Source organism: Escherichia sp. 20412-1 (assembly GCF_003027595.1).
Classification (GTDB): Bacteria; Pseudomonadota; Gammaproteobacteria; order Enterobacterales; family Enterobacteriaceae; genus Escherichia; species Escherichia marmotae.
On record NZ_PYQM01000017.1, the window covers coordinates 46,512 to 65,183 of the forward strand.

Annotated in this window: 20 protein-coding genes and 1 pseudogene; 10 read left to right on the forward strand and 11 right to left on the reverse strand. The window is 48.9% G+C overall.

Going from position 1 to position 18,672, the window contains the following annotated elements:
* Positions 1 to 240: 240 nt before the first annotated feature.
* The 5 genes and pseudogenes from livF to livK form a co-directional block, all read right to left on the reverse strand.
* The gene (gene livF / locus C7B16_RS13350) at positions 241 to 954 is read right to left on the reverse strand and encodes a high-affinity branched-chain amino acid ABC transporter ATP-binding protein LivF (protein ID WP_000416891.1); all 714 of its coding nucleotides are present in this window, start codon (positions 952 to 954) and stop codon (positions 241 to 243) included.
* Between the two features lies 1 nt (position 955).
* Entirely contained in the window at positions 956 to 1,723 is a 768-nt protein-coding gene (livG, locus tag C7B16_RS13355) for a high-affinity branched-chain amino acid ABC transporter ATP-binding protein LivG (protein WP_000082101.1), read from the reverse strand.
* Positions 1,720 to 2,997, reverse strand: a pseudogene (gene livM, locus C7B16_RS13360) (branched chain amino acid ABC transporter permease LivM). Before livM ends, livG begins: the two are co-directional and overlap by 4 nt.
* Positions 2,994 to 3,920, reverse strand: a complete 927-nt coding sequence (gene livH, locus C7B16_RS13365; RefSeq protein WP_001295106.1) for a high-affinity branched-chain amino acid ABC transporter permease LivH — start codon at positions 3,918 to 3,920, stop codon at positions 2,994 to 2,996. Before livH ends, livM begins: the two are co-directional and overlap by 4 nt.
* A 47-nt stretch (positions 3,921 to 3,967) precedes the next feature.
* Positions 3,968 to 5,077 carry a high-affinity branched-chain amino acid ABC transporter substrate-binding protein LivK gene (gene livK / locus C7B16_RS13370; protein ID WP_001517262.1) on the reverse strand — a complete coding sequence of 370 codons (1,110 nt, stop codon included), beginning with the start codon at positions 5,075 to 5,077 and terminating at the stop codon, positions 3,968 to 3,970.
* Between the two features lie 422 nt (positions 5,078 to 5,499).
* Between livK and panM the strand changes: the two genes are divergently transcribed.
* Entirely contained in the window at positions 5,500 to 5,883 is a 384-nt protein-coding gene (panM, locus tag C7B16_RS13375) for an aspartate 1-decarboxylase autocleavage activator PanM (protein ID WP_105224495.1), read from the forward strand.
* 187 nt (positions 5,884 to 6,070) lie between these two features.
* On the opposite strand, the gene livJ is transcribed toward panM, so the two are convergent.
* Complete coding sequence (gene livJ, locus C7B16_RS13380) at positions 6,071 to 7,174, reverse strand: branched chain amino acid ABC transporter substrate-binding protein LivJ (protein ID WP_107179805.1); 1,104 nt, start codon at positions 7,172 to 7,174, stop codon at positions 6,071 to 6,073.
* Between the two features lie 543 nt (positions 7,175 to 7,717).
* On the opposite strand from livJ, the gene C7B16_RS13385 reads away from it, so the two are divergent.
* The 6 genes from C7B16_RS13385 to dapA are packed head-to-tail and all read left to right on the forward strand — an operon-like array spanning position 7,718 to position 12,027.
* Positions 7,718 to 8,119: a PTS sugar transporter subunit IIA gene (locus C7B16_RS13385; RefSeq protein WP_001071222.1), complete on the forward strand. Its 402-nt coding sequence runs from the start codon at positions 7,718 to 7,720 to the stop codon at positions 8,117 to 8,119.
* 6 nt (positions 8,120 to 8,125) lie between these two features.
* Positions 8,126 to 8,611 carry a PTS system mannose/fructose/N-acetylgalactosamine-transporter subunit IIB gene (locus C7B16_RS13390; RefSeq protein ID WP_105270040.1) on the forward strand — a complete coding sequence of 162 codons (486 nt, stop codon included), beginning with the start codon at positions 8,126 to 8,128 and terminating at the stop codon, positions 8,609 to 8,611.
* A gap of 16 nt (positions 8,612 to 8,627) precedes the next feature.
* The gene (locus C7B16_RS13395; RefSeq protein WP_000021881.1) at positions 8,628 to 9,374 is read left to right on the forward strand and encodes a PTS mannose/fructose/sorbose/N-acetylgalactosamine transporter subunit IIC; all 747 of its coding nucleotides are present in this window, start codon (positions 8,628 to 8,630) and stop codon (positions 9,372 to 9,374) included.
* Positions 9,367 to 10,221, forward strand: a complete 855-nt coding sequence (locus C7B16_RS13400; protein WP_107179806.1) for a PTS system mannose/fructose/sorbose family transporter subunit IID — start codon at positions 9,367 to 9,369, stop codon at positions 10,219 to 10,221. The genes C7B16_RS13395 and C7B16_RS13400 overlap by 8 nt, the downstream gene beginning before the upstream one ends.
* Position 10,222: 1 nt before the next feature.
* The gene (locus tag C7B16_RS13405) at positions 10,223 to 11,143 is read left to right on the forward strand and encodes a phosphoglycerate dehydrogenase (protein ID WP_016249310.1); all 921 of its coding nucleotides are present in this window, start codon (positions 10,223 to 10,225) and stop codon (positions 11,141 to 11,143) included.
* Positions 11,143 to 12,027 carry a 4-hydroxy-tetrahydrodipicolinate synthase gene (gene dapA / locus C7B16_RS13410; RefSeq protein ID WP_001517269.1) on the forward strand — a complete coding sequence of 295 codons (885 nt, stop codon included), beginning with the start codon at positions 11,143 to 11,145 and terminating at the stop codon, positions 12,025 to 12,027. The genes C7B16_RS13405 and dapA overlap by 1 nt, the downstream gene beginning before the upstream one ends.
* A 101-nt stretch (positions 12,028 to 12,128) precedes the next feature.
* Here the strand turns inward: dapA and rpoH are convergent, their stop codons facing one another.
* The 4 genes from rpoH to ftsY form a co-directional block, all read right to left on the reverse strand.
* Entirely contained in the window at positions 12,129 to 12,983 is an 855-nt protein-coding gene (rpoH, locus tag C7B16_RS13415) for an RNA polymerase sigma factor RpoH (protein ID WP_000130220.1), read from the reverse strand.
* 244 nt (positions 12,984 to 13,227) lie between these two features.
* On the reverse strand, positions 13,228 to 14,286 hold the full coding sequence (gene ftsX, locus C7B16_RS13420; RefSeq protein WP_001042022.1) for a permease-like cell division protein FtsX: 1,059 nt from the start codon (positions 14,284 to 14,286) through the stop codon (positions 13,228 to 13,230).
* Positions 14,279 to 14,947: a cell division ATP-binding protein FtsE gene (gene ftsE / locus C7B16_RS13425; protein ID WP_000617724.1), complete on the reverse strand. Its 669-nt coding sequence runs from the start codon at positions 14,945 to 14,947 to the stop codon at positions 14,279 to 14,281. Before ftsE ends, ftsX begins: the two co-directional genes overlap by 8 nt.
* A 2-nt stretch (positions 14,948 to 14,949) precedes the next feature.
* The gene (ftsY, locus tag C7B16_RS13430) at positions 14,950 to 16,488 is read right to left on the reverse strand and encodes a signal recognition particle-docking protein FtsY (protein WP_107179807.1); all 1,539 of its coding nucleotides are present in this window, start codon (positions 16,486 to 16,488) and stop codon (positions 14,950 to 14,952) included.
* A gap of 149 nt (positions 16,489 to 16,637) precedes the next feature.
* On the opposite strand from ftsY, the gene rsmD reads away from it, so the two are divergent.
* Together rsmD and C7B16_RS13440 are read left to right on the forward strand one after the other, a co-directional pair.
* Positions 16,638 to 17,234: a 16S rRNA (guanine(966)-N(2))-methyltransferase gene (rsmD, locus tag C7B16_RS13435; protein ID WP_000743180.1), complete on the forward strand. Its 597-nt coding sequence runs from the start codon at positions 16,638 to 16,640 to the stop codon at positions 17,232 to 17,234.
* Positions 17,224 to 17,493, forward strand: a complete 270-nt coding sequence (locus tag C7B16_RS13440; RefSeq protein ID WP_001517271.1) for a DUF1145 family protein — start codon at positions 17,224 to 17,226, stop codon at positions 17,491 to 17,493. The genes rsmD and C7B16_RS13440 overlap by 11 nt, the downstream gene beginning before the upstream one ends.
* Before the next feature lie 2 nt (positions 17,494 to 17,495).
* Here the strand turns inward: C7B16_RS13440 and C7B16_RS13445 are convergent, their stop codons facing one another.
* Positions 17,496 to 17,855, reverse strand: a complete 360-nt coding sequence (locus C7B16_RS13445) for a DUF2500 domain-containing protein (protein ID WP_107179808.1) — start codon at positions 17,853 to 17,855, stop codon at positions 17,496 to 17,498.
* 140 nt (positions 17,856 to 17,995) lie between these two features.
* On the opposite strand from C7B16_RS13445, the gene C7B16_RS13450 reads away from it, so the two are divergent.
* Complete coding sequence (locus tag C7B16_RS13450) at positions 17,996 to 18,622, forward strand: lysoplasmalogenase (protein ID WP_107179809.1); 627 nt, start codon at positions 17,996 to 17,998, stop codon at positions 18,620 to 18,622.
* The last annotated feature ends 50 nt before the right edge of the window (positions 18,623 to 18,672 follow it).

Here is an 18,672-nt window from a genome sequence, read left to right on the forward strand (position 1 = left end):
AGATGGGGCACGGATAAGCGGGAAAATAGAAGGTCTGAGTCAAACTCTACAGATTGTAGATAATGTGCTCATCGTTTCATGCCGGATGCGGCGTGAACGCCTTATACGGCCTACAAGATCGTGCAAATTCAATATATTGCAACTCACCCAATAGGCCTGATAAGCGCAGCGCATCAGGCAATTTTACATTTGTCACCTGTCTCAAAGGAGTCTTTTGACTCCTTATCAATCAACGCGTTATTACCCGCCTAAATACGCGCTTCTCACCGCTTCGTTCGCCAGTAGTGCGTCGCCGGTATCGGAGAGCACCACATGACCGTTTTCCAGCACGTAGCCGCGATCTGCCAGCTTCAGCGCCTGATTGGCGTTCTGTTCGACGAGGAAGATGGTCATTCCCTGCTCGCGCAACTGCTCGATGGTGTCGAAGATTTGTTGGATGATAATCGGTGCCAGTCCGAGCGATGGCTCATCAAGCAGCAGCAAACGCGGATTGCTCATCAGTGCACGACCAATCGCCAGCATCTGCTGTTCACCGCCGGACATGGTGCCCGCCCGCTGAATACGGCGCTCATGCAGACGCGGGAACAGCTCATAGACCCACTTTATGCGCTCCTGAAACTGATCTCTTTCGGCAAAGAAACCGCCCATTGCCAGGTTCTCTTCCACCGTCATCCGCGAGAAGACACGACGCCCTTCCGGGACAATCGCCACTGCTTCACGCATGATTTTCGCCGTCTGCCAGTCGGTAATGTCTTTATCATCAAACACAATTCGTCCGCTGGTGGCGCGCGGGTCGCCGCATAACGTACCGAGCAAGGTGGTTTTCCCTGCGCCGTTCGCACCAATCAAGGTAACAATCTCTCCCTGATTAATATGCAGGCTCACCTCATGCAGCGCCTGGATTTTGCCGTAGTGGGCGCTGACTTTGTCAAAGGACAACATGACTTTTTCCATCTTATGCCTCACCTAAATAGGCACGGATCACGTCCGGGTTATTACGGATCTGCTCCGGCGTACCATTTGCCAGTGGCGTCCCCTGATTAACCACGTAGATTCTGTCTGAAATCCCCATCACCAGCTTCATATCGTGCTCAATCAACAAGATAGTGGTGTTGTGATGATTACGCAGCTCGGCAATCAGCTCATCCAGTTCTTTGGTCTCTTTCGGGTTAAGACCTGCCGCCGGTTCGTCGAGCATTAAAATCTCCGGCTGCGTCACCATGCAGCGGGCAATCTCCAGACGACGCTGGTCGCCATAGGCCAGGTTGCTCGCCTGGCGGTTGGCGTGTTCCAGCAAACCAATGCGCTCAAGCCAGGTTGCGGCGCGGTCGAGCGCTTCACTCTGGGCGCGACGGAAAGAAGGCGTTTTCAACAGGCCGGAAAACAGCCCGGTTTTTAGTTGCTGATGCTGCGCCACCAGCAGGTTTTCAATCACTGTCATTTCACGGAACAGACGCACATGCTGGAAGGTGCGCACCACGCCCATGCGGGCAATTTGCTGGCCGGGCAAACCTTCCAGATGCTGATCGCGCAGTAAAATGGTGCCGCCGGTGGGTTTGTAGAATCCGGTCAGGCAATTGAAGACCGTGGTTTTTCCGGCACCGTTAGGGCCGATTAACGAGACGATTTCCTGCGGGTACAGCTCGAGATTGACGTTGTTCACCGCCAACAGGCCGCCGAAGCGCATCATCAGGCCGTTAACAGATAATAATGGCTGACTCATGCCTGCTCTCCTTTCGCTTCGCCGTTCTTCAGCTTCAGTTGCGGGCGTGTCATGGGCAGCAAGCCCTGTGGACGCCAGATCATCATCAGCACCATCAGGCCACCGAGCATCAACATGCTGTATTCGTTGAAATCACGCATCAACTCGCGCGACACCACCAGCAGAACTGCCGCCAGAATCACCGCAAACTGTGACCCCATGCCACCGAGCACCACAATTGCCAGCACAAATGCCGATTCGGCAAAGGTGAAGGATTCCGGGCTGACAAAGCCCTGGCGCGCAGCAAACAGCGTTCCGGCGAAACCCGCAAACGCGGCGCTGATGGTAAAGGCTGTCAGCTTGATACGGCGCGGGCTTAAACCCAGCGAACGACAGGCGATTTCATCTTCACGCAACGCTTCCCATGCGCGACCCAGCGGCATCCGCAGCAGGCGATTAATGACGAATAAAGAAAACACCACCAGCAACAAGGCCACCAGGTAGAGAAAGATGACGCGATCGGACGGATCGTATTTCAGGCCAAAGAAATTACTGAAGGTATCCCAGCCGCCTTCACGGGCAGTACGACTGAACTCGAGGCCAAAAAAGGTCGGTTTAGGGATCTGGCTGATGCCGTTCGGACCGCCGGTAACTTCAGTATTATTGAGCAGCAAAATACGCACAATTTCACCGAAGCCGAGAGTAACGATCGCCAGATAATCACCGCGCAGACGCAACACCGGGAAACCGAGCAGGAAGCCCGCCGCCGCTGCCATCAGACCGGCAATCGGCAGACAGGTTCAGAAGCCAAGACCATAATAGTGATTGAGCAGCGCAAAGGTGTAAGCACCAATGGCGTAAAATCCGCCATAACCGAGCACCAGCAGGCCGGAAAGCCCTACCACCACGTTCAACCCGAGGCCGAGGATAATATAGATCATGGTCAGAGTGGCGATATCCACCGTCCCTCGCGACACCATAAACGGCCACGCCACCGCAATCACCAGCAGCGCCACGAGGAACAGCTTCTGTTTCACCGTGGAACCATCAATCGCTGGCAGGATGAACTTCGGCCCGGAAACGCTTTTCAACCCTTTCTGGAAAGCAGGTCGCACAAGCTGAAAGAAAAAGACCACCGCCGTGCCGATAAACACCCATTCCCAACGGACATCCGAAGCCGTGTCGACCACCAGTTTGGTGCCGTCCAGCTCCAGTTGCACGCCCATAAAGACGCCCGCCAGGACAAAGAACATGGCGGCAGAGAGCAGCGCCATTGCAATATGCATCGGTTTCATACTTTCTCTACCTCCGGACGCCCCAGAATACCGGTCGGCATCACCAGCAACACCAGAATCAGCAAGGCGAATGAAACCACATCTTTATATTCCGTACTCAGATAGGCAGAAGAGAGCGCCTCCGCAATCCCCAGGATCAGCCCGCCAATCATCGCCCCCGGAATGCTACCAATCCCGCCGAGTACCGCAGCAGTAAAGGCTTTCATCCCGGCCATAAAGCCAATATAGGGGTTAATCACGCCGTAGAACTGACCGAGCAGAACGCCTGCCACCGCCGCCATCGCTGCGCCAATCACAAAGGTCAGCGCAATCACCCGGTCGGTGTTAATGCCAAGCAGACTCGCCATTTTCAGATCTTCCGCGCAGGCACGACACGCGCGTCCCATACGGGAATAGCGAATGAAAATCGTCAGCGCCAGCATGGCGAGGAAGGTGACAATCCAGATCACCGCCTGCATGGTGGTAATAGACGCAGAGAAGTTTTCGCTATGACCCACTATCCACTGACCGTTAAACAGGCTGGGCAGCGCCACGTCGCGCGAACCTTCGGTCAGGCTGACGTAGTTTTGCAGGAAGATAGACATGCCAATCGCGGAAATAAGGGCAATCAGACGTTTAGAGTTACGCACCGGGCGATACGCTACCCGTTCGATACTCCAGCCGTAAGCGCTGGCAATGACTATTGCACCGACGAATCCCGCCGCCACCAGCAGCCAGCCGGTATCAATGCCCATCATCATCAGCGCAGCGATGATCATAAACGAGACGTAGCTGCCGATCATATAAACCTCGCCGTGGGCGAAGTTGATCATGCCGATAATGCCGTAAACCATGGTGTAGCCGATGGCAATCAGCGCGTAAGTACTGCCCAGCGTGACGCCGTTAAACATCTGCTGCAAGAAATACAAAAACTGCTCAGACATAAGGTAACCTTTCTAAACCTGCCCGCTTTTCACGGGCAGTGGGATGATTACTTGGCTGCCGTGGAAGAACCGTCGGCGTGCCACTGGAAGACACCAAAATCAAATCCCTTCAGATCGCCTTTTTCATCCCAGTTCAGCGGCCCAATCACGGTATTAGCACCGTTAGCTTTTAAATCTTTCACCAACGCCAACGGTTCATCGCTGCCGGTACGCTCAAGGGCAGTCGCCAGAGATTGCACCGCTGCGTAGGTGATCCAGACATAGGGACCGGTTGGATCTTTCTTGTCGGCTTTCAGCGCATCAACAATGCCCTGGTTTGCCGGGTCCTGGTCATAACGTTTTGGCATGGTGACCAACATACCTTCGGCAGCATCACCGGCAATGTTCGACAGCGACGCGTTACCGACACCTTCCGGCCCCATAAACTGGGTTTTCAGGCCGACGGAACGAGCCTGGCGCAGCATCTGCCCCATTTCCGGGTAGTAACCGCCGTAGTAAACGAAGTCGATGTTTTCTTTTTTCAGGCGGGCAACCAGCGCGGAGAAATCTTTCTCGCCAGCAGTAATGCCGTCGAAGAAGACGATATTGGCATTAGCCGCTTTCAACGCGTCCTGCACCGAACGCGCCAGCCCTTCGCCATACTGTTGTTTGTCGTGAATAATGGCGATGCGCTCAGGTTTCACCGTCTCAACAATGTATTTCGCGGCAGTCGGCCCCTGGGAGGAGTCCAGCCCGGCAGTGCGCATGATGTGTTGATAACCGCGTTGAGTCAGTTCCGGGTTGGTCGCCCCCGGCGAGATCATCAGAATACCTTCGTCTTCATAGATGTCCGACGCCGGCTGGGTAGAGGAGGAACAGAGATGACCAATAACGTATTTAATGCCGTCGTTAACGATTTTGTTGGCGACCGCAACGGCTTGTTTCGGATCGCAGGCGTCGTCATATTCCACGCCAACCAGCTTATCGCCTTTAATTCCTCCTTTCGCGTTAATGTCTTTGATTGCCTGGCGAGCACCGTTAAATTCCATATCGCCCCACTGGGCAACCGGGCCAGACATCGCGCCGACAACGGCAACTTTAATATCGTCGGCCAACGCGGTGTGTGATATTGCCAGTGCAATCATCCCTGCGATGATAGTTTTCGCATTCCGTTTCATTATTCAAAATCCCCACTCGTAATGTTGTGTTGCTTTGTTTTTATGTATTAAAAAATCTGGTTGTTCTTTTTTTATACTGCGCTGTTTTGCCTGTCTGATTAAGGGTTTAGCGCAGTATTTTGTGATAATAGCGATTAAAATCCCTATTTTTCAGTCGATTAAGAACAGATAATATTCTGAATTTATTGATAGATAAACAGAAAAAAGCGCCGTTGTCAGCATAAAATAACGACACAAAGGGCGGAATAATTCACTACCATTCAGGGGATTATGCTGGACAATTTTCATTCTCTAATGTTTTTAATTTGTAATTATTGCTGAAAAAAAATTAATCACCTGCCAAAAGAAATAAAAAAGAGAAAGCCTCCGATTAAATTATTTCGCTACACTGGTTCCACTTTTGTGATTTGTACGGGTTACCTATGAAGCTGACCATCATTCGATTAGAAAATTTTAGCGACCAGGACCGGATTGACCTGCAAAAGATCTGGCCGGAGTATTCCCCTGCGTCTTTACAGGTTGACGATAACCACCGTATCTACGCCGCGCGTTTTAACGAGCGCCTGCTTGCTGCCGTGCGAGTAACCTTAAGCGGCACTCAGGGGGCACTGGATTCCCTACGCGTGCGGGAAGTCACCCGCCGACGCGGTGTGGGGCAATATCTGCTGGAAGAGGTGTTACGTAACAATCCTGGCGTTTCATGCTGGTGGATGGCGGATGCCGGTGTGGAAGATCGCAGCATGATGGCGGCGTTTATGCAGGCGTTGGGATTTAAGGAACAACCGGGCGGCTGGGAAAAGCATTAATATTCAGGTGTGATGACAAACGAGGGATTGCCTGATGCGCTACGCTTATCAGGCCTACAATGTGTATTTCAATTTACTGATTTCTGTAGATCTTGTAGGCCGGATAAGGCGTTTACGCCGCATCCGGCATGAAGCAATGAACTTGATATCAGCAATTTGACGGCAACCCTGGGTTGCCGATTAATGATTACTTCGCATCGGTCGCCGTGCCATTAGCGTGCCAGTCAAACACGCCGAACTCGAAGCCTTTCAGATCGCCTTTCTCATCCCAGGTCAGCGGCCCCATCACCGTATCAACCGGGTTCGCTTTCAGGTATTTGGCGATCTCAGCCGGATCGTCGGACTGGTTCAGACCCGCCTGTAAAGATTGCAGTGCCGCGTAGGTGGTCCACACGAATGCGCCGCTTGGATCCTGTTTTTTCGCTTTGATCGCGTCAACAATTGGTTTGTTCGCCGGAACCTGATCGTAGTTCTTCGGCTTGGTCACCAGCAGACCTTCCGCTGACTCGCCCGCGATATTAGACAGCGAGACGTTAGCCACACCTTCCGGCCCCATAAACTGGGTTTTCAACCCCGCCGCACGTGCCTGACGCAGGATCTGCCCCATTTCCGGGTGGTAACCGCCGTAGTAAACGAAGTCGATATTCTCTTTCTTCAGACGCGCCACCAGGGTTGAGAAGTCTTTTTCTCCGGCGGTGATGCCGTCAAAGAACACCACGTTAGCGTTACCTTTCTTCAGGCCGTCCTGCACCGCACGCGCCAGACCTTCACCGTACTGCTGTTTGTCATGAACGATAGCAATACGCTGCGGTTTCACTTTCTCAAGAATATATTTCGCCGCTGTTGGTCCCTGGTCAGAGTCCAGGCCAGTGGTGCGCATAATCAACTTATAGCCACGCGCGGTCAGTTCTGGCGCGGTTGCCGCTGGGGTGATCATTAAAATACCTTCATCTTCATAGATGTCAGACGCTGGCTGCGTTGATGAAGAACAGAGGTGGCCAATCACATATTTTATGCCGTCGTTAACAACTTTGTTCGCCACTGCTACCGCCTGTTTCGGGTCACAGGCATCGTCATATTTTACGATTTGCAGTTTGTTGCCTTTAACGCCGCCTTTGGCGTTAATATCCGCAACTGCCTGCTCTGCGCCAGTAAATTCCTGGTCACCATACTGGGCTACCGGGTCAGACATCGCTCCGACAACCGCGACTTTGATATCTTCCGCCAGAGCCATATTGCTGAATGCCAGCGCGATACATCCTGCCAGTAACGCTTTACCCTTTATATTCATCCTGAGAATCCCCATTCTTCTGGTTATTACGTGTATTGTGATGTTGTTGTACAGCACTTTATTTCGTTTTGTGTATGACTACCCGTGCCTTAGCAGCATACTCTGCTAAAACATACCCGATTTTTATGATTTTGGAACGAGAAATTTAGACGAAACACCACAAATTCATAACAAAAATTACCATCATTGAGAACCATATCTTCGCTTAGATATTTATAAATACATGAAATGTATATTAATATATTATTTGCTATATTTATGGCATATCTTAAATAAGATATTCAGTTCAAGAATAAATAAAACATTAATCATCATTTAAAACAATAAAATATAACCCACCCTTCCTCTTATTTATTACAAAAAGTTTATTAGCAATTTTAGCCAACGCTACCATCTGTGATCCTGTTAACATTTTAATTTATTCGAATTAATATAAAATCTTAGACCAAGGATTCATCCTTAATATGATAAGAAACATAACATTCGAATTATGAATATTTATTTCTTATCAGCCGCGCCATAACTATAAAAGGAACTTATCATTTGAATCAGTTCGATATTATAATTCTGACACACGGTGAAGCTGGTAATTATTTATTATCCAGCAGCGAAATGATTGTAGGTAAAACAAAAAATTCCACGTCGCTTTCTCTGCAGCCTGGAATGTCACCTGAAACACTTATGCTACAAGTAAAAGCGGTACTCAGGCCTGGTATTGATACGCTCATATTCACAGATATCTATGGCGGAACGCCATCAAATATTGCCCTCCTTCTTTCTAAAGATTTTCCCATTCGCTGTATCAGCGGTGTCAATTTGGCTATGTTAATCGAAGCCAACATGTTACAGGATTCTGACGAAATACTTACCTTTGAAGAATATGTTCAACATGTACATGATGCGGGTAAAGAAATGGTTCAAACTTATTACTTTAATAAAGGATGATAAACTATGAGTATAGTACATGCCCGTATTGATTACCGTTTAATTCATGGACAAGTTATAACAAAATGGTTAAAAAGAAGTGATGCTAATAAAATAATTGTCATTGATGACCCTTTATCACGCGATCCTTTTCTTGCCGAAGTCTATAAGATGGCAGCGCCAAGTGGCGTCGAAGTAATAATGACATCTATTGAAGATGTATTACAGCGCTGGAATAGCAATAACTTCTATGAAGGAAAGCTATTAATACTTTTCAAATCGATCGATTCTGCATTACAAACCATACAAGGTGGTTTAATACTAGAGGAATTACAGGTCGGCGGCGTTGAAAACACTCCAGGAAGGAAAATAGTTTTCAATCAAATATCACTCAATCATGAAGATGCCGACAAACTTCAAATCATCGAAGATAAGAATATAAAAATTTATTTCCAAACTATTCCTGAAGAAGATCCTGCCAGCCTACAAAAAATCAAAAATAAGTTACCTTAATTAAGGAGAGGAACTTATGTCTATTTTTACCGCAGCAATTATTGCCCTGGTATATTGGATATCCCAGGCAAAGGTATGGTACGGTTTTTCTATTATGCGTATGCCATTATCGATAGCGCCTATTATGGGACTAATCTTTAATGATATGCCAACCGCTTTATCTGTTGGGGCCACCTTACAGATGATCTATATCGGGAGTATTGCCCCGGGAGGAAACCCTCCTGCCGATGAAGGTTTAGCCTCGTGTATCGCAATCCCAATTGCACTTACCGCAGGTATTAAACCAGAAATTGCTATCTCTTTAGCTATTCCTCTGGGATTGCTGGGCGTGGTTCTGGAAAACGTGCGCAAAACACTGAACACTACGTTTGTCCACATGGCTGACCGCTATGCAGAAAAAGGGGATATCAAAGGCATACAACGCGCAGCCACAATATATCCTCTCCTGTTAGCCTTTCCGATGCGTTTTGTACCGGTATTCATCGCCTGTTTGTACGGCCCGGATGCCATTGCCTCTTTTGTAAACCTGCTTCCCGCCTGGTCGACGAATGGACTGGCGATTGCCGGTAATATTCTGCCTGCACTCGGTTTCGCAATAACCATCATTGTCATCGGTAAAAAACAATATATCCCTCTGTTCATTATCGGCTTTTTCCTCGTGACCTATTCAGGTTTGAATACTATTGGCATCTCTATTTTTGGACTCTGTGCCGTCCTCTTATATATGCAGTCACAAAATGCAAAAGGAACGCAAAATGGATAATACAATTGAGTCAGGATACTCAGCATCCTCACCAATTACGCAAAGAGATGTTCAGATTGTTTGGCTAAAATGGCACGCGTTCTCTGAAACATCTTTGAATTTCGAACGCTTGCAAGCGCTGGCATTTTGTAACGCAATGACAGGAGTATTAGCGAAATTATATCCCGATGAAAAAGATCTCGCTAAAGCCCTACAACGCCATTTAACCATGTTCAACACTCAGGCGAACTGGGGATCGGTTATCGCTGGTATTAGTATTGCGCTGGAGGAAAAAGCAGCCCAGGAACCAGAAGAACAACGTGAAGCAACAACGCAGCTCGTTACGGGTTTAAAAACGGGTCTTATGGGGCCTGTATCAGGTATTGGTGACACGTTAGACTTTGGTACATTGCGCCCCATTGTTATTGGTGTCTGTATCCCGTTTGTTATTCAGGGATACGTTATTGCCGCACTTCTCCCCCTGATTTACCAGGTTGTTTACATGTTTTTCGCCAGTCGATTTGCACTCAATATCGGCTATAAAAAAGGGAAAGAATCAATCCTGGAAATCCTGCATTCTGGTAGCATTCATCGAATCATTGAAGGCGCAGGAATGTTCGGGTTGTTGATGATGGGGGCGCTTTCAGCAACATATGTAAAAATTAAGACGCCATTGCACATTACAACCGGTGGCGGTAATACCATCGTCTTGCAGGATATGCTGGATAAAATTGTACCTAACATGTTTCCGCTTATTGCCGTGTTGGGTATTTATTTTTACATACAAAAGTGTGGCCCACATTTCTTACGCATTCTGGTAACTATTCTGTTTTTAAGCCTGGCGTTTTCTTTCTTTGGAGTTTTATAAAATGAAAAAGATAACTATCACGCCAAGACCTTTTGTTGATAAAGGCAAAGTCTATATTGAAAAACTACAATCTGCAGGTTATGACGTTGAATGTAATACCAGTGGAGGTCGATATAGCAAGGAAGAACTCATCGAGAAAATTAAATATGCAGATGCCATTATTACCGGCAACGATCCTTTAGACAGAGAAGTGATTGATCAGGCCAAAAACTTGAAGGTTATATCGAAATATGGTGTAGGGTTAGACAATATAGATGTCGATTACGCGAATAGAAAAGGCATCGTAGTGCACAAAGCTCTCAATGCCAATTCTATTTCCGTTGCAGAGATGGCCATCCTGATGATGCTCTCCAGTTGCCGAAAATATGTCGAAACCGAGAATCAAGCCAGAAATGGTCAGGATGTCAGGCTTGTCGGTCATGAGCTATATCAAAAAACGCTGGGATTAATTGGGCTTGGTGCAATTGGTCAGCATGTTGCCCATATTGCTCATTCTCTTGGAATGATTATCACCGCCTATGATCCCTATCTCGATAAAAATAAAGTTCCATCTTATATAGAGCTTAAATCACTGGATGATATTTATCATCATAGCGACATCCTTTCTCTACATTTGCCGTTACTGGATAATACTCGTAATCTGATCAACGAGACGGTATTCGATAAAATAAAACCCTCGGCCATTTTAATTAACACAGCAAGGGGGGGATTGGTTGATGAAGAATCTTTATATAGCGCACTTATTAATCAGAAAATAGCCTTTGCCAGCGAAGATATTGAGTTGAAGGAACGTTCAGCAAAAATTAAAGAACTAAAAAATTATTCTATTACACCTCATGCTGCTTCATTCACCAATGAGGCCGAGCATAACACCATGCAAATTTCTATTAAAAATGTCCTACAGGAACTGGAGAAAGAATAATGAAAGAGCTTAAAGGGATTATTACCGCAATGGTAACGCCTTTCGATGAAATGGAAAAAATGGACATTTCAGCAGCAAAAAAAATGGCACGTTGGTTAGTCGATAAAGGCGTACACGGCTTGTTTATTTGCGGAACGAACGGTGAGTTTCATTTGCTCTCCGATGACGAAAAAGTTGAACTAACAAAAGCCGTAGTTGAAGAAGTTGGCAATGAAGTGACTATTTGTGCAGGCGCAGGTTGCTGTAGCACAAAACAAACTATTGAATTAACAAGACGCTTAGTAGATGCAGGTGCCGATTACATTTCCGTTGTGACACCATACTACCTGGTGCCTAACCAGGAAGATTTATACCGCCACTATTATGATATTGCCTTAAGCACAACAGCCCCCATTATTCTTTATAACTTACCGGGTCAGACAGGGTTGAGTATTGAATATGAAACGGCAAACCGTTTAGCCGATATTGAAAATATCGTAGCGATAAAAGATAGCAGTGGTAAATTTGAAGTTCAGAAACAATATCTGGAAATATCTAAACATAAAAACTTTAAGGTGTTAAATGGCTCAGACTCCTTAATGCTGGATGCATTTAAAGAAGGTTCTGTGGCTGCTGTTGCTGCAACGTCGAATGTTCTGCCTACTATTGAAGTCGATTTATATAACTACTTCATGGCCGGTGAACTGGATAAAGCACAGGAAGAGCGCAACAAGATGGATTCGCTACGCATGACCATTAAAAAAATGACTGCGCCTGCGGTAATGAAGGAAGCACTAAACCTGATGGGCGTGAAAGCCGGTATTACCCGTAGACCAATTCATATGCCAAACGACGCGATCGTCGAAGACATCAAGGAAATGCTAAAAGGCTATAAATTCCTGTAAATGATAAATGCCGGATGCACCTTATCCGGCAAGACAGCAGAAACAAAAACCCCCGGACTCGCTTCCAGGGGTTATCAGGTACAGCTCAACGCGTTGTGCAGTTACGCTTCAATAGCAGCGCGAAGTTTTTTCATCGCGTTCTTTTCAAGCTGACGCACACGCTCGGCGGAAACGCCGTAACGGTCAGCCAGTTCCTGCAACGTAGATTTGTTGTCTTCGTCAAGCCAGCGCGCGCGGATGATGTCCTGGCTACGTTCGTCCAGACCTTGCATCGCGTCGGTCAGACGGTTTGCCGCCTGCTCTTCCCAGTTATCATCTTCAATGCCGTCGGCAAAGTTAGATGATTTATCCTGCAGATAGAGCACCGGAGCCATCGGTTGGCTATCGGAATCGTCGTCGGAAGACATATCGAATGTCATGTCTTGTGCCGCCATACGCGATTCCATCTCACGCACGTCTTTGCTGGTAACGCCCAGTTCGCGAGCCACCATTTCGACTTCATCCTGATTAAACCAGCCCAGACGCTGCTTGGTTTTACGCAGGTTAAAGAACAGTTTGCGCTGTGCTTTGGTCGTCGCAACTTTAACGATACGCCAGTTACGCAGAACGTATTCGTGGATCTCTGCTTTGATCCAGTGGACGGCGAAGGAGACCAGGCGCACACCCACTTCCGGGTTGAAACGGCGCACTGCTTTCATCAGGCCGATGTTACCTTCCTGAATCAAATCCGCCTGTGGCAGGCCATAGCCCGCATAATTACGAGCAATATGAACAACAAACCGCAGGTGAGACAGGATCAGCGTTTTAGCTGCTTCCAGATCGCCATGGTAATGCAGCTTTTCAGCCAGCGCCCGCTCCTCGTCAGCCGACAACATCGGCCACGCGTTAGCTGCCCGGATGTAGGAATCCAGGTTGCCAACAGGGGCTAAAGCTAAACTTTGCATTTTGTCAGTCATTCAAATCCTCTCAATCGATATCTTCTGGCGCCTCAGTGGTAGCAACAACTGTGCCAGAGCTTAAGAGCAACGAGATTATCATTCACAGTTTTATCAGACCGTGATTTTATCCACAAGTTCAATGCTGGCTTGTGAATAAATTACGCACAAAATGTGACATAGAGATGAAATACCGGGAAGAGACAACGGGGTCTCTCTCCCTGCTACGGAACCCATTGCAGGGAAAGAGTATAGCACGCTTTTATTATTCCGGCGTAAAGTGGCGTAAATGCTGTACCGTGGCAAGCCACGCTGCCACCCAGCCAATCATCGAACACACCAGCAACAACAACAGGCATTCATCGAAAGATAACCCATTGATATCAAACTTCGTTCCGAATACCTGTGCCACTTCTGCAACCGCCGATGACAAACGTAGCACCAGGATTTCTGACAAAATTAATGACAGCAATGCGCCAGAAAATCCCAGCAGCGCACCACCGTACAGGAACGGGCGAAGGATGAAACCATCCGTCGCGCCAATCAGTTTCTGCACGTTAATAGAATCACGACGGGCAAAAATGCTCAGACGCACACTGTTGCCGATAACAAGGAACACTGCCGCCACCATCAGCACGCCGATCATTGCCGAAACACGCCCAACCAGCCCAGTCAGCGCGGTCAGACGGGCAAACCAGCTATCGTCCATTCGCACTTCATCAATGCCGTTAATCTGGGTAATACGGTCACGTAGCGTATTCAGTGACTCCGTACCCTGAAAATCGAGTTTCGGGATCACCACCGCTACTGCCGGAAGCGGGTTTTCCTCCAGCATATCCAGCGCACCGCCAAAACCAGACCAATTACGGAACTCGCCCAGCGCGTCTTCACGAGAAAGATAATTCACTTTCTCCACGCCCTGCTCGGCCTGTAGCTGCGCAACCACCCCCGCTGCGGCATCATCGTCCAGCGTTTTTTGCAGATAAACGGTGATTTGCGGTGACGGATAATATTGCGTCGCCGCATGGTTGACGTTTTTGTACACCATATAACAAACGCTGGGCAGCGTCAGGGAGATGGCGATCACCATCACCGTTAAAAACGTGGCGAACGGTTTGCTTTTTAGATCCTGCAAAGCACCGTGGAACGCATAGCGCACCTGTTCGTTGAAAACATTGGTTTTGCGATTCGCCGGTTTCGGTGATGACTTCGCTCGTTTCGGCGCGTTACGACCACCGTCGCCAGAGCCGCCGACCGATTTACGGAAGCGATCCAGACGTCCACCGAACTGGCGAATATTATTAATTGCATCGCGCTTATTCATGGGTCACGCCTCCATGCAAGTGACCATCGCTCAGAGTGAGCATGCGATAGGAACGCCGCGAAATCAGGTTAATATCGTGCGTTGCCATTAATACTGTTACTCCAACGCGGTTAAACTCTTCAAACAAACGTAAAATCCCTTCTGACAGCGCGTCGTCCAGGTTACCGGTCGGTTCATCCGCCAGCAGTACCGCAGGTTTGTTAACCACCGCACGGGCAATGCCAACGCGTTGTTGTTCACCGCCAGAAAGCTGAATAGGAAAGTTCTTCGCTTTGTCCAGTAGCCCGACTTTATCCAGCGCCGCCGATACACGGCGACGGATATCGTCACCACTGGCACCGGCGATAATCAGCGGGATCGCCACGTTATCGTAGACAGTACGATCCATCAGCAGATGGTGATCCTGGAAAATCATACCGATCTGGCGGCGCAGAAACGGAACTTCACGGTTTTTCAGACGCGTGATGTCATGGCCGCTAAACCAGATTTTCCCGGCGCTGGGCCGCTCAATCCCACAGATCAGCTTCAGGAGGGTACTTTTCCCTGCGCCGGAATGACCGGTCAGAAACGCCATCTCACCCGGCTGCATATGGAACGTCACGCCCTGCAGCGCCTGCCTCCCACCGAGATAAGCCTTGCTGACATGTTCAAAGCGAATCATTTTTAGTCCTCTCGGGCAAAAAGTGCCTCAATAAAGTCGTCCGCTTTAAACGGACGCAAATCCTCAATACGTTCGCCTACACCAATATAGCGGATAGGAATACCAAACTGGTCAGCCACCGAGAAAATTACCCCGCCTTTCGCCGTGCCGTCCAGTTTCGTCAGCGTGATACCGGTTAAGCCAACCGCTTCGTGGAACAGTTTGGCCTGGCTTACCGCATTCTGCCCGGTGCTGGCGTCGATAGTCAGCATAACTTCATGCGGAGCTTCAACGTCGAGTTTCTTCATCACGCGAACGATTTTCTTCAGCTCTTCCATCAGGTGCGATTTGTTCTGCAAACGTCCGGCGGTATCGGCAATCAGGACATCAACATTACGCGCCTTAGCGGCCTGAATGGCATCGAAGATAACAGAGGCGGAGTCCGCACCGGTATGCTGGGCAATCACCGGAATATTATTGCGCTGTCCCCAGACCTGAAGCTGCTCAACCGCTGCCGCACGGAAAGTATCGCCTGCCGCCAGCATTACCGACTTGCCCTGCTGCTCAAACTGACGCGCCAGCTTGCCGATGGTCGTGGTTTTACCCACACCGTTGACGCCCACCATCAGGATCACGAATGGTGTTTTGCCTTCGACATTCAGAGGCTCATCAACCTTCGCCAGAATCTCACCCATCTCTTCTTTCAGCAGGCCGTAGAGCGCCTCAGCATCGCGAAGCTGCTTGCGTGATGCGCCTTCTGTCAGATTGGTGATGATTTTGCGTGTGGTTTCCACGCCCACATCGGCAATCAAAAGCTGTTCTTCCAGCTCTTCAAACAGATCATCGTCGATTTTTTTCCCACGGAACAGGCTGATAAATCCGGAACCGAGGTTTTCTTTCGTTTTTAACAGGCTGCGCTTCAGGCGCGCGAAGAAACCTTCTTTGGTTGGTTTTTCCTGTTCCTGAGCGATTTCTTTAACCGGCTGATCTTCTTCTGCCGGAGTAACCACCATCACCGCCTCTTCTACCGCTTCGGCGGCCAGTGCCTGCGCTTCCAGCTCTTCGTCAGTGATTTCTTCTTGCGCCGCTTGTTCTTCCGCCGCGTCGACAATCTCCACGGTTTCCGCTTCTGCCTGCCATTCTTCTGGCGAAACTTCCTGGGCTTTGACTTCTTCCGGCAGCGGCAGTTCTTCACGCTCAATAGCCACCGGTTCCGACGTGACTTCAGGTTCAACTACCGGCGCTGGCGCTTCTTCAACTATAGATTCCGGCTCTGCAATAACTTCCGGTTCGCTAACAGCTTCAGGCTGCACTTTCTCACTTTCGACAACCTGTTCGCTTACTTCCACCACTTCGGCAGCAAAAGTTTCCGCCCCGGCTTCAGTATGAACCTGCGGCTGCTCTTCAACAGCTTGTTCAGCTACTTTCGCAGGCTCTTCTGCCTGAACGATTTCTTCTACAACCTGTTGTTCATTTTGGACTTCTGTCTCTTTTTCCGGGGTCTGCTCTTTTTGACCAAAGCCCAGCCAGGAAAAAAAGCCACGTTTTTTTTCTTTCGCCATCTGCGACTATACTCCTCGCTGTTGCTTCATGGCACAGCGTTCACGCTATGTACATAGCAGCTAAAAAAATGATGAAATAGTCTATCACTTAACTTATTCCACATCACCGCCTGCAATTATGTGTTATCTGGCGGATTGAGCACTTTATCATGAAAAAACCGAATCATTCCGGCAGCGGTCAAATCCGCATTATTGGCGGGCAGTGGCGAGGCCGTAAACTCCCGGTTCCTGATAGCCCAGGTCTACGCCCCACTACTGATCGCGTACGTGAAACCTTGTTTAACTGGCTAGCGCCGATAATTGTTGATGCGCAATGTCTGGATTGCTTCGCAGGTAGCGGGGCTCTGGGGCTGGAAGCCTTGTCACGCTACGCTGCGGGAGCTACGCTGGTTGAGATGGATCGTGCAGTATCTCAGCAGTTAATCAAGAATCTGGCGACGCTGAAAGCAGGCAATGCGCGAGTCGTGAACACCAATGCGATGTCTTTTCTGATGCAAAAAGGAACGCCGCATAATATTGTGTTTGTTGACCCACCGTTCCGTCGTGGCTTGTTGGAAGAAACCATTAATTTACTGGAAAACAACGGCTGGCTGGCTGATGAAGCCTGGGTTTATGTTGAAAGTGAAGTAGAAAATGGCCTGCCCACCGTTCCGGCAAACTGGTCGTTGTATCGCGAAAAAGTGGCGGGTCAGGTCGCTTATCGGTTGTATCAGCGTGAAACACAAGGAGAAAGTGATGCTGATTAATATTGGACGTTTGTTAATGCTCTGCGTTTGGGGATTTTTAATCCTCAATCTTTTTCAACCATTCCCACGCCCGCTGAATATTTTCGTTAATGTCGCGCTGATTTTTACGGTTCTGATGCATGGTATGCAACTGGCGCTGTTGAAATCGACCTTACCGAAAGATGGCCCACAGATGACCACTGCCGAAAAGGTGCGTATTTTCCTTTTCGGCGTGTTTGAACTGCTGGTCTGGCAGAAGAAATTTAAAGTTAAAAAATAACCTTATTGCTCGCCAACAAAGCTGACAAAACGCGTTCCTTTAAAGCTCAACGTACCTTTATTACCCACCGTCAGGGCATGGTACTGTTGAGCGTCAAGACGGAACGTCTGCTCCAGTCCGCCGCTTTGCGGTTTGAAACTCGCCTCATAACGCAGACTGGTGCCAGCCGGTATCACTTCCTGCTGACGCGAACGACGATCGTTAATCGGTGTTTCTCGCTTATTGCTCACCACCACCAGTTGTTGCTGGAGCGGTGCCATATCATTATCAGCTTTTTCCCGTCGCTGCTGCATAAAGCGAAACGATGCGGCGACAATGATTAAGCCTATGATAACAATAAAGAAAAGAGGTGCCTTGCTCATCTTTATCCCTCATCGGAAAATGCGGAAATAAGCATACCCTGCCAGTTATGGTGTTGTCATCCGTCCACCCTCGCCACTAAACTGGAAGCAAGACTGTAGGCATTCCGCTTACGAAAAAATAACGAATTCAAGGAACTAAGATGCTTTGGTCGTTTATCGCTGTCTGTCTTTCCGCATGGCTATCTGTGGATGCATCGTACCGTGGGCCAACCTGGCAACGCTGGCTATTTAAACCGTTAACCCTTCTTCTCCTGCTATTGCTGGCCTGGCAGGCACCAATGTTCGACGCGATTAGTTATCTGGTGCTGGCGGGGCTGTGTGCGTCACTGCTGGGTGATGCGTTAACCCTGTTACCACGCCAGCGTCTGATGTACGCCATCGGCGCGTTTTTCCTCTCACACCTGCTGTACACCATCTATTTCGCCAGCCAGATGACGCTCTCCTTCTTCTGGCCGTTGCCGCTGGTACTGCTGGTGCTGGGCGCGCTATTACTGGCCATTATCTGGACGCGTCTGGAAGAGTTCCGTTGGCCTGTCTGTACTTTTGTCGGTATGACGCTGGTAATGGTGTGGCTGGCAGGTGAGCTGTGGTTCTTCCGCCCGACCGCTCCCGCACTCTCTGCTTTTATGGGCGCTGCACTGCTGTTCATCAGTAACTTTGTCTGGCTGGGTAGTCACTATCGCCGCCGCTTCCGTGCGGATAACGCCATTGCAGCGGCTTGCTATTTTGCCGCTCACTTCCTCATCGTCCGCTCACTGTATCTCTGATAAAACTTGACTCTGGAGTCGACTCCAGAGTGTATCCTTCGGTTAATGAG

Bases quoted from the DNA above. Each gene is read 5' to 3' on its own strand.
- livF (WP_000416891.1), bottom strand. From the start codon at position 954: ATGGAAAAAGTCATGTTGTCCTTTGACAAAGTCAGCGCCCACTACGGC.
- livJ (WP_107179805.1), bottom strand. From the start codon at position 7,174: ATGAATATAAAGGGTAAAGCGTTACTGGCAGGATGTATCGCGCTGGCA.
- C7B16_RS13450 (WP_107179809.1), top strand. From the start codon at position 17,996: ATGCTTTGGTCGTTTATCGCTGTCTGTCTTTCCGCATGGCTATCTGTG.
- panM (WP_105224495.1), top strand. From the start codon at position 5,500: ATGAAGCTGACCATCATTCGATTAGAAAATTTTAGCGACCAGGACCGG.
- rsmD (WP_000743180.1), top strand. From the start codon at position 16,638: ATGAAAAAACCGAATCATTCCGGCAGCGGTCAAATCCGCATTATTGGC.
- livG (WP_000082101.1), bottom strand. From the start codon at position 1,723: ATGAGTCAGCCATTATTATCTGTTAACGGCCTGATGATGCGCTTCGGC.
- ftsY (WP_107179807.1), bottom strand. From the start codon at position 16,488: ATGGCGAAAGAAAAAAAACGTGGCTTTTTTTCCTGGCTGGGCTTTGGT.
- livH (WP_001295106.1), bottom strand. From the start codon at position 3,920: ATGTCTGAGCAGTTTTTGTATTTCTTGCAGCAGATGTTTAACGGCGTC.
- rpoH (WP_000130220.1), bottom strand. From the start codon at position 12,983: ATGACTGACAAAATGCAAAGTTTAGCTTTAGCCCCTGTTGGCAACCTG.
- C7B16_RS13445 (WP_107179808.1), bottom strand. From the start codon at position 17,855: ATGAGCAAGGCACCTCTTTTCTTTATTGTTATCATAGGCTTAATCATT.
- C7B16_RS13440 (WP_001517271.1), top strand. From the start codon at position 17,224: ATGCTGATTAATATTGGACGTTTGTTAATGCTCTGCGTTTGGGGATTT.
- C7B16_RS13395 (WP_000021881.1), top strand. From the start codon at position 8,628: ATGTCTATTTTTACCGCAGCAATTATTGCCCTGGTATATTGGATATCC.
- C7B16_RS13390 (WP_105270040.1), top strand. From the start codon at position 8,126: ATGAGTATAGTACATGCCCGTATTGATTACCGTTTAATTCATGGACAA.
- C7B16_RS13405 (WP_016249310.1), top strand. From the start codon at position 10,223: ATGAAAAAGATAACTATCACGCCAAGACCTTTTGTTGATAAAGGCAAA.
- dapA (WP_001517269.1), top strand. From the start codon at position 11,143: ATGAAAGAGCTTAAAGGGATTATTACCGCAATGGTAACGCCTTTCGAT.
- livK (WP_001517262.1), bottom strand. From the start codon at position 5,077: ATGAAACGGAATGCGAAAACTATCATCGCAGGGATGATTGCACTGGCA.
- C7B16_RS13400 (WP_107179806.1), top strand. From the start codon at position 9,367: ATGGATAATACAATTGAGTCAGGATACTCAGCATCCTCACCAATTACG.
- ftsX (WP_001042022.1), bottom strand. From the start codon at position 14,286: ATGAATAAGCGCGATGCAATTAATAATATTCGCCAGTTCGGTGGACGT.
- ftsE (WP_000617724.1), bottom strand. From the start codon at position 14,947: ATGATTCGCTTTGAACATGTCAGCAAGGCTTATCTCGGTGGGAGGCAG.